Annotated in this window: 8 protein-coding genes, 1 pseudogene and 1 riboswitch; of the genes and pseudogenes, 5 read left to right on the forward strand and 4 right to left on the reverse strand. The window is 45.4% G+C overall.

Going from position 1 to position 8,999, the window contains the following annotated elements:
* Window positions 1-85: 85 nt before the first annotated feature.
* Both thiM and AB3112_RS05500 read right to left on the reverse strand, forming a co-directional pair.
* Window positions 86-874, reverse strand: coding sequence for a hydroxyethylthiazole kinase (gene thiM / locus AB3112_RS05495; RefSeq protein WP_367334082.1), 789 nt, complete (start codon window positions 872-874; stop codon window positions 86-88).
* A gap of 166 nt (window positions 875-1,040) precedes the next feature.
* Window positions 1,041-1,147: riboswitch (TPP riboswitch) on the reverse strand.
* A gap of 27 nt (window positions 1,148-1,174) precedes the next feature.
* Entirely contained in the window at window positions 1,175-2,035 is an 861-nt protein-coding gene (locus tag AB3112_RS05500) for an oxidoreductase (protein ID WP_057910373.1), read from the reverse strand.
* 128 nt (window positions 2,036-2,163) lie between these two features.
* On the opposite strand from AB3112_RS05500, the gene AB3112_RS05505 reads away from it, so the two are divergent.
* From AB3112_RS05505 to AB3112_RS05520, 4 genes are all read left to right on the forward strand, one after another.
* On the forward strand, window positions 2,164-2,646 hold the full coding sequence (locus AB3112_RS05505; RefSeq protein WP_084972972.1) for a GNAT family N-acetyltransferase: 483 nt from the start codon (window positions 2,164-2,166) through the stop codon (window positions 2,644-2,646).
* A gap of 44 nt (window positions 2,647-2,690) precedes the next feature.
* Window positions 2,691-3,539 carry an aldo/keto reductase gene (locus tag AB3112_RS05510; RefSeq protein WP_084972974.1) on the forward strand — a complete coding sequence of 283 codons (849 nt, stop codon included), beginning with the start codon at window positions 2,691-2,693 and terminating at the stop codon, window positions 3,537-3,539.
* 176 nt (window positions 3,540-3,715) lie between these two features.
* The gene (rlmD, locus tag AB3112_RS05515; RefSeq protein WP_084998027.1) at window positions 3,716-5,101 is read left to right on the forward strand and encodes a 23S rRNA (uracil(1939)-C(5))-methyltransferase RlmD; all 1,386 of its coding nucleotides are present in this window, start codon (window positions 3,716-3,718) and stop codon (window positions 5,099-5,101) included.
* Between the two features lie 26 nt (window positions 5,102-5,127).
* The gene (locus AB3112_RS05520) at window positions 5,128-5,577 is read left to right on the forward strand and encodes a hypothetical protein (protein WP_084972979.1); all 450 of its coding nucleotides are present in this window, start codon (window positions 5,128-5,130) and stop codon (window positions 5,575-5,577) included.
* A 222-nt stretch (window positions 5,578-5,799) separates the two neighbouring features.
* Here the strand turns inward: AB3112_RS05520 and glpK are convergent.
* Window positions 5,800-7,311, reverse strand: a pseudogene (gene glpK, locus AB3112_RS05525) (glycerol kinase GlpK).
* A 187-nt stretch (window positions 7,312-7,498) separates the two neighbouring features.
* Window positions 7,499-7,738, reverse strand: coding sequence for a hypothetical protein (locus AB3112_RS05530; RefSeq protein ID WP_057910379.1), 240 nt, complete (start codon window positions 7,736-7,738; stop codon window positions 7,499-7,501).
* A 154-nt stretch (window positions 7,739-7,892) separates the two neighbouring features.
* Between AB3112_RS05530 and AB3112_RS05535 the strand changes: the two genes are divergently transcribed.
* The gene (locus tag AB3112_RS05535) at window positions 7,893-8,096 is read left to right on the forward strand and encodes a hypothetical protein (RefSeq protein WP_225355067.1); all 204 of its coding nucleotides are present in this window, start codon (window positions 7,893-7,895) and stop codon (window positions 8,094-8,096) included.
* Window positions 8,097-8,999 lie beyond the last annotated feature (903 nt).

The following is an 8,999-nucleotide window of genomic DNA, read 5'->3' on the forward strand; positions in this document are numbered from 1 at the left end:
ACCCTCTAATTAAAATCCAAAACCAGGATTTCAATTAGAGGGACCTTAGCTCTCCGTGTCAAACCGTTGCTCGTCGCACTCTGCCCTACTCAAAATTCGCATACCTCTCCACCGTCTTCACGTCTATCAAGTGGAGTTCATCTATCAACTGGACGCCAAACGATCCTGCCAGCGGCTTTGTCATCGCCTTTGCGACCACCTCTCCTGCCACGTCAAAAATGACCGTTGCCGCCTGGGCCGCCTCAAAATAATCTTTTTCAACACCACAGAAACAGCCAATCGTACTCGACAGCATATCGCCCGAACCCACGTGGAGCTTGAACAAATCGGTTTCGTTGAACACCCGGACGACTGCTTCGCCATCGGTGATGATATCGGTCTTCCCACTTTCCACAACAACACAGTTTCGCTTCTTGGCAAGTTTTTTGGCAATTTCCACCAAATCGCCGCTTCCCTCACCGGCATCAATTCCCTTGGCATTCCAATCTACGTCCGCCAGCGCCGCAATTTCACCTGCATTGCCCCGAATAACGGCTACATCAATCTGATCCAGCAGTTCGTTGCATCTTTCCTTTCGGTATTCCACCGCACCCACTGCGACCGGATCAATCACGATTGGCTTTTTGTACTGATTAGCAAACGTCGTGACCGCCGCAATCTGGTCCAGCTGGCTCTCAGTAAACGCCCCCAGATTCACGGTCACCGAATCAGCCATTTGGACCATGGGTTCTGCTTCGTTTTTTTCCTCCGACATGATTGGTGAGGCCCCAATCGCATTAATGCCGTTCGCAACATCTTGAACCGTCACGAAGTTTGAAATGTTAAAAGCAATCGGATTCTTTTCTCGCAATGTGTTCAGAAGATCAATTTTCATCAGATAAACTTCCTTTCTTTTCCAGGTAACCATTATCAACGTATCAAAAATCCGGAGCTAAAGACACTTGGATGTCTGCAGCTCCGGCCGGGATTTTTAACCTAACGTGGATTTTGTCGTGAACGATTGCAACCCCATTCACGACACTTCTTGCGACAAAATGATTCCGTCGCATCAGCCACTTTCCTTCCCCAGTCCTAACTGACAGGTTCCAAGGGTACGGGCCTTTCAGGCTCATCTCAGCTGCTTTCAGCAGTTCCCCCAGTGTGCTTGGATTTGATATTCAATTCATACGCTATGCTAGCGATTGGCGCCAGTTTCTCGATTAACAACTTGTTGGGCATATTTGTTCAGGGCTTCGAAAAATGCGTCCATGCAACGATCAGGCAAGAAACGCTTCATTAGCATTGCCGGTTTGGCGCCGGCACCAATCGCATAACGTGTTTTGGGTCTTCTTGAAAAGACCGCTCTGTCAACGGCTCGGGCCACAACTCTTGGCGCTGACGCAAACTTGTATGACATCGCAAAGAAGTCAGCCGAACGTCTTGCCAAGGTGGCATACGGGCCATTTCCCGACGCGTCGATCATCCGATCCATAGCGCCATCTTTCCATTCGGATTGAATGGCACCGGGCTCAATGACCGCAACATCAATGCCAAATGGTTTGAGTTCCTGCCGTAGTGAATCACTGATGCCTTCAACGGCAAACTTCGAGCCGACATACCAACTGCCCAGAAGAATATTGCTGATTTTACCAGCCATCGACGACATATTGATAATCCGGCCACTGTGCTGCTGTCTCATGGTTGGAAGGACTGCTTGAATCATTTTGACCAGGCCGAAAACGTTGACCTTGAATTCGTACTCGCCTTCACTCAGCGTCACTTCTTCAACCGAGCCAAAGGCCCCCAAGCCGGCGTTATTAACCAAAACATCAATTCTGCCGGTTTCGGCAACAATTTCGCTGACGACCTTATCGATCTCGTCGTGGTCGGTCACATCCAGATGCATGGTGTGGATGCCTAAATCGTCCAACTCGTTCATGGCATATACCCGGCGGGCCAGCGCATAGACTTCCATCCCGTTTCGATAGAGGTTCTTGGCAATCTGCATGCCGATTCCAGATGACGCGCCTGTAACAATCGCAACTTTTTGATCCATAGTAATCCCTCCCGAACCTGTTTTAAATTAATTCAAGTATATCACGATAAAGCGGTCACATGGGCTTTACTCTGCAATTCTAATAGTGGTAATATGCTAATCAAACACAATGAAATGGAGACGGTAGAATGGTTAGAATCAGGCCAATTAAACCCGCTGATGACGCGCCTTTGGCGACCATTATCAAAACGTCATTAAAATCCTACGGGCTGGATATCCCAGGAACCGCCTATTTTGATAAGGAATTGGATCATCTGAGTGATTTCTACGATAAATCAGCTCAGCGGGAATACTTTGTCGCCGTAAACGAAGTCGACACTGTCTTGGGTGGCGCTGGGATTGCGGAATTTGACGTCGCAAATCAAGTTGCCGAACTGCAAAAACTTTACTTAACAGAAGCCGCTCGTGGCCAACACTTAAGCTATCGGCTGCTGGACACGGCAGTCGGCTTTGCCAAGGGTGCCGGATACAAAACTATTTATTTGGAGACTCACCATTCATTGGTGGAAGCCATTCACCTCTATCAAGATTATGGCTTTTCGGACCTCGGCCACCCGCTGAATAACGGTGAGCACTCATCAATGGATAAATTCTTTGTACTTAATCTCTAAAACACTTTAAAATGAGACTAGATACAAATTAGGAGGCAAACAAAATGGCACTAACAGATACGTACACTTTATATAATGGCGTCAAGATCCCCCAAATCGGCTTTGGTACCTGGCAGTCTGCAGACGGAGATGAAGCTTATCACGCCGTTTTGGCAGCTTTAAATGCCGGTTATCGCCACATTGACACTGCTGCGGCGTACGGCAACGAAGAAAGCGTCGGCCAAGCAATCAAAGACAGTGGCGTTCCCCGTGAGGATTTATTTGTCACAACCAAGCTTTGGAATGCGGATCACGGTTATGAAAAGACTAAGCAGGCTTTTGGACGCTCCCTGGAAAAATTGAAATTGGATTACGTGAACCTCTATCTGATTCACTGGCCAAATCCAGTTGACTTCCGGGATAACTGGCAGGAAGCAAACGCCGAATCATGGCGGGCAATGGAAGAATTTTACGAGCAGGGTGCCGCCAAGGCGATCGGTGTTTCCAACTTTAGGCCCAAGCATTTGAATGCCCTATTGGAAACCGCCAAAGTTAAGCCGATGGTCAACCAGATGTTCATTAATCCATCGGACATGCAGCCAGCCGTCGTGGAATATAATGACGACCACGATATTTTAACCGAAGCATACAGCCCACTGGGAACCGGCGAAATCTTCAAGATTCCTGAATTGACTGAAATCGGTCGAAAATACGACAAGACACCTGCTCAAGTGGTCCTCCGTTGGTCACTGCAGCACGGCTTCTTGCCATTACCAAAGTCGGTCCACGAAAAGTACATCAAGGAAAATGCCGACATCTTTGATTTCAACTTATCAAATTCAGACATGAAAACAATTGATGGCTTCCACGGAAAAGCCGGTTTGGCAACGGATCCGGATCAGGCAACCTGGTAACATTTTTCAGCTAAATAACCACAACTCATTTGGGACCGTGACAAAACACTGTTTTGCCGACGGTCCCTTTACTATTACTTTTCAAACCGGCAACCACTCATTTCGGCTCGCCCACATACGAATTTTATGCGCGATGTGCTATCATACTAGTAACTACAAATATTAAGGACGGTTCAATGTATAACAATAATTCTGAAGTTCACGTAGACGAAGGTGAACACTTAACCATTCAAATTAAGCGCCTTGGAATCAATGGTGAAGGCATCGGTTATTACGAACACAAATTAGTGTTTGTACCCGGCGCCCTGCCAACCGAAAAAGTCGTCGTTGAAGTGACCGACGATTTGAATAATTTCATTCGCGCAAAATTAATTGAAATTCTCACAAAAAGTCAGGACCGGGTGGATCCCGTTGACGCTTATGCAAATGAAGTCGGCGGCTTTGAGCTGGAGAATTTGGCGTACCCGAAACAGCTGGAATTCAAGCGTGATGTCGTCCGTGACTCCCTTGAAAAATTCAAGCCCACCGGTTATCGCAAATTTAAATTATTACCTACTATTGGGATGGATGATCCGACCCACTATCGCAACAAGGCCACCTTTCAAATTCGTAAGGATGAAGACGGCAACACCATCGCCGGCCTATACAAAGCCCGCAGTCACGATGTGGTCGATTTAAAAACATCCGCGCTTCAATACCCGTTGACGATGAAAGTCATGCGGGCAGTCGTGGCAATGATCGATGAATTAGGGATCCCTGCGTACGACGAAGAAAAAAACAGCGGCATCATCAAAACGGTTGTCGTTCGGGCAGCCATTGCTACTGACCAAGTCCAGGTCACGTTTATCACCCAAAGCCAAAAGCTGCTCAAAAAGCATCAGTTATTGGAACGAATCAAAGCTGAACTACCCGAAGTCGTATCCGTTATGCAAAACGTCAACCCGGGCAAAACATCCCTGATTTGGGGCGATGAAACCATTCATTTGGCAGGTCGTGAGACAATCACCGAAGTCCTCAACGGCTTAAAGTTTGATTTGTCTGCCAGAGCCTTCCTGCAAGCGAACCCCGAAATGACCCGGGTTCTCTACGATGAAGCCTTCAAAGCCCTTGATCTCAAGGGAAACGAAAAGCTGGTCGATGCTTATTCCGGCGTTGGAACAATTGGTTTATCCGTCGCCAAACAAGTCCGTGAAGTCCGCGGAATGGATACCATCAAAGCAGCGGTGGATGACGCAAATGCCAATTCAGTTAGAAACGGGATTTTTAACTGTCTGTACGAAGTTGGTGAAGCTGAAAAGCTCTTACCGGAATGGATTGACGGCGGCTGGACACCAACCGCGTTAATTGTTGATCCACCACGGACTGGGCTGGCCGATTCACTGATTGACACCATTTTGGATATCGTGCCAAAGAAATTTGTCTATATTTCTTGTAATCCATCGACTTTGGCACAGGATTTAGTAAAATTAACGCAGAAGTACAATGTCGAATACATCCAATCAGTTGATTTGATGCCACAAACATCGCGCTGTGAATGTGTTGTGAAATTTAAAAAGAAGTAACCAAGTAGTCTGAAAGGAGGTTCCCCATGCAAAACCCATTTGGTAACGGCAATAACGACGACAATAATCAAAATGATCCCAACACTCCGGGTAATTTGCCGATCCCACCAAATTTTGCCACCGTGGTGAATAAGGAAAACGGCCAGATTCGAATTGCCAAGGTCGGCCCGTCGTTTACGGCCTTATTCTTTAACCTCTGGGTGCCAATTTTTCGGTCAGACTGGTACAACCTGTTATGTATGGCGGGCGTCGAAATTATTGCCGGAATGGCGCTCTCACTTGGAATGGGCGAACCGTTTCAAGTCGCCTATTCCGTTGGCTCATACGGCCTGGGAATCGTTTGGATGCTGATATACAATATGATGTACTTCAAACATTTGTTTAATTTGGGATTCGTCCCCGCTGACGAGCATTCCAAGGAAATATTAACGGACGCCCGATATTGGAAAGAACCAACCGATAAAAATGACGAATAACAAAAAAAGAGTGAGACAAGAGGCGTTTTGATCCCAGAATTTAAGCCCGTCAATCGATTATTCCTGCTTTTGGAATGATTGATTGACGGGCTTAAATGGCCGGGATCAGCCGATTGCCGCACGTTTCAGCTAGATAGTATAAAATCATCAAACAAGAGACTGAGTCAAAAGTTGATACTTTTGTCCCAGCCTCTTTCTGTCTTTCGGGCATGTTGTTCCCGTTTAAATTTTAACTTTATAGGCTCTCGTGGCATCCACAGCAGCTTGCCAGCCCCGATAGAGCTTGGCCCGCCTTGAATCTTCCATGTTGGGCTTAAAGGTTCGGCCGGGTTCTGCGAGTTCTTTGACTTCATCAATATCCTTCCAAAAACCAACTGCCAGCCCTGCTAAAATGGCGGCCCCAAACGCAGTGGTGTTTTCGTCCGCCGCTCGCTGGATTGGGATATTTAAGATATCTGCTTGAAACTGCATTAAGTAACTGTTCCGAGACGCACCACCATCAGCCATCAGTTCGGGAATATGCATGCTGGTATCTTTTTCCATGGTCTGGATGATATCTTTTGTGCCATAGGCGATCGACTGTAGCGTTGCCTTGACGAAGTCATCCTTAGTGGTTCCCCGAGTCAGCCCAAATACTGCCCCACGGACGTCTTATTCCCAGTATGGCGCACCCAACCCGTTGAAGGCAGGCACTACGTATACTTCATCGTCATCTTCCGAATTCATGGCGGCCTGACGGGATTCCGGTACGTTATCGATCAGTTGCAGGCTATCAGCTAACCACGACAAAGCCGTTCCGGCAGCAAAAATCGAGCCTTCAAGGGCATATGTGACTTTGCCATTAAAATTATACGCGATGGTTGTCAACAAATTATCATCTGAAATTTCTGGTTTGGAACCAGTGTTCATCATGATAAAGGCACCATCACCATAAGTATTTTTGATCATCCCGGGTTCAAACGCGAGCTGGCCAATCAATGCGGCCGACTGGTCCCCGGCAATGCCGGCAATCGGGACTTCGATGCCATAAAATTGATAGTTCTTAGTCGTTCCGTAAAGTTCGCTGGAAGTCTTCACTTCGGGCAGCATCGATTTTGGAATGTTTAATAATTTCAAGATATCGTCATCCCACTGGAGGGTATGAATGTTAAACAGCATCGTTCGGCTGGCATTGGAATAATCAGTCACGTGATATTCGCCGCCAGAGAGTTTCCAAACCAACCAGGTATCAACCGTCCCAAAAATCAGCTCACCTTTTTCTGCCCGTTCTTGAGCACCGTTGACGTGATCCAAAATCCAACGGGCCTTGGTGGCTGAGAAATACGAATCGATAATTAGGCCAGTCTTCTTGTGGACCATCCCTGAATAGCCCTCATTCTTCAATTTACGCGCCAATGCGGCCGTTTGCTTAGATTGCCAACCAATTGCATTATAAATCGGTTCACCGGTCTCCTTGTCCCAGATAATCGTCGTTTCACGTTGGTTAACGATTCCAATTCCCTCAATATCTTCGGGATGGATCCCAGCATCAATGAACGCAGACGAAATCACGTTCAGAACGGATGTCCAAATTTCATTAGGATCCGTCTCAACCCAATCGTTATGTGGAATGACTTGTTTAACCGGCTTGGATGCTTCGATCACCTTTCGACCATTGTGATCAAATATCATGGCTCGCGTGGAAGTCGTCCCTTGATCAATTGATAATACGTACTTTGGTCTGTCTGTTAACATTAAATTCCCTCCGATCACTAGAAAGCGATTACATCTTTTTTGAAAAAATTTTAAATGCGCAACTTTTTGATTTTTGATCGCACCTTTATTGTATTAAAAAAGCACATTATGAACTATACCATAACGTGCATTGCAATTCAAATTGCCTGTTCAATAACTTTTGTGAAGTGTTACTCAACTAGACCAATTAACGTTTTACTTGAACGTGAATGTCGTCACCGTTGTCATTGAGCTCTTCGTTATAACTAAAGTTGGCTTCAGTGAAGTAATCTTTGATTTCTTTGTTGACGTTTTCCAACGGACGATGGTCCCCGTCTTGTCGGTTAATCACGATTTCGTATTCCTTCTTATCATCGTCGGTGTTTACAAAATTGTAGATCACATCAACTGTATTTAAAATTTCTTGAATCAATTGGCGTTCAGTCATTTTAATACCCCTTTCACTTTACCTATATATACACTTTAGCGCTAAATGCAAAAAAATGTTATAAAAATATTCTAAAGTTTCGCTTGTGAGAAAAATTGTTTACATTCAGCAGATTTGTGAACTATACTTAAGTTTATCATAAGAGGTGACAATGATGACTATTGCAACTAAAGAAATTTCAAATGAATTGATGAATGCGTACAAAAGCAAAAAGTTGGTACGAATTGAAACTGGTGACGGCACGCTGACAGGAAGTGTCGCCGCGGTTAACGATGACCAGGCTTTCATCAACCGCCCTGCCAAGGGGGTAACGGTCATCAAGCTCGATACCATCGAAAAAGTCAGCTTGTTGGGTTGAACTGACGTCAAATGTGAATGAACCGGATTGTGATGCGCTTTAGCTGCTGGAGTGAACTGGTGGCTGGAGGCGTTTTTTTATTCTTTAGGAAAGTATTTAATGTTTATGAGTTCAAACCGACTGGGAATAAAGGAATTAACTTTAAATGTCAGCATAAAGTACCTGTAGTGATTTATTCGAGCCCCATAATAACAAATGTTTTGGCTCCCCTGATTGTCAGTAGTAAGTTTGACTTTAACGTTGTTAGTATGAGTTAATATACGATAGCTTTTTTGGTCTGTAATCTTTCTCAACTGTCCGAATTGACGTTGTTTTAATTCTCGGTTTATCGAGTATTCCACATAATTCTGCACATGATCGTCAAAAGTTGCAATTGTCCAGACAAAGTATGCCGAAACCAAGATAACAGCTGCTAAAATTGTGAGCAGAACTTTTTTAATTGTGCAAACCTTCCTTCGTTGAGTTGATTTTACAATAAAGCAGATCTTTATCTGGATCAAGTAACGAAGGATTATCATAAGAACATTCATGATTCAAACGGGTTAGACTATACTAAATCATTTTTTACCCGGTTCGATCATTTATTTGATTTTGCGTTGCCTTCTGCCTCTGAGCTATGCTCCGACGGTCGCAAGCGCAGTGCAGCACCTAGTCCTGTGGACGACACCCCTGACCCTTACTACAGAAGGTAAAAAAACTGGCGATGAACAAAAATCGTTCAGACGCTCTACTGATTCAGAGTCAAGGATTTTTCAGGTTTAGATCGGTTATTTGATTTTGCGTTCCCTTCTGCCTCTCAATCACGCTCCGACGGTCGCAAGCGCAGTGCAGCACCTAGTCCTGTGGACGACACCCCTGACCCTTACTACAGAAGGTAAAAAAACTGGCGATGAACAAAAATCG

This window comes from Lentilactobacillus sp. (assembly GCF_040773105.1).
Taxonomy (GTDB): domain Bacteria; phylum Bacillota; class Bacilli; order Lactobacillales; family Lactobacillaceae; genus Lentilactobacillus; species Lentilactobacillus parabuchneri.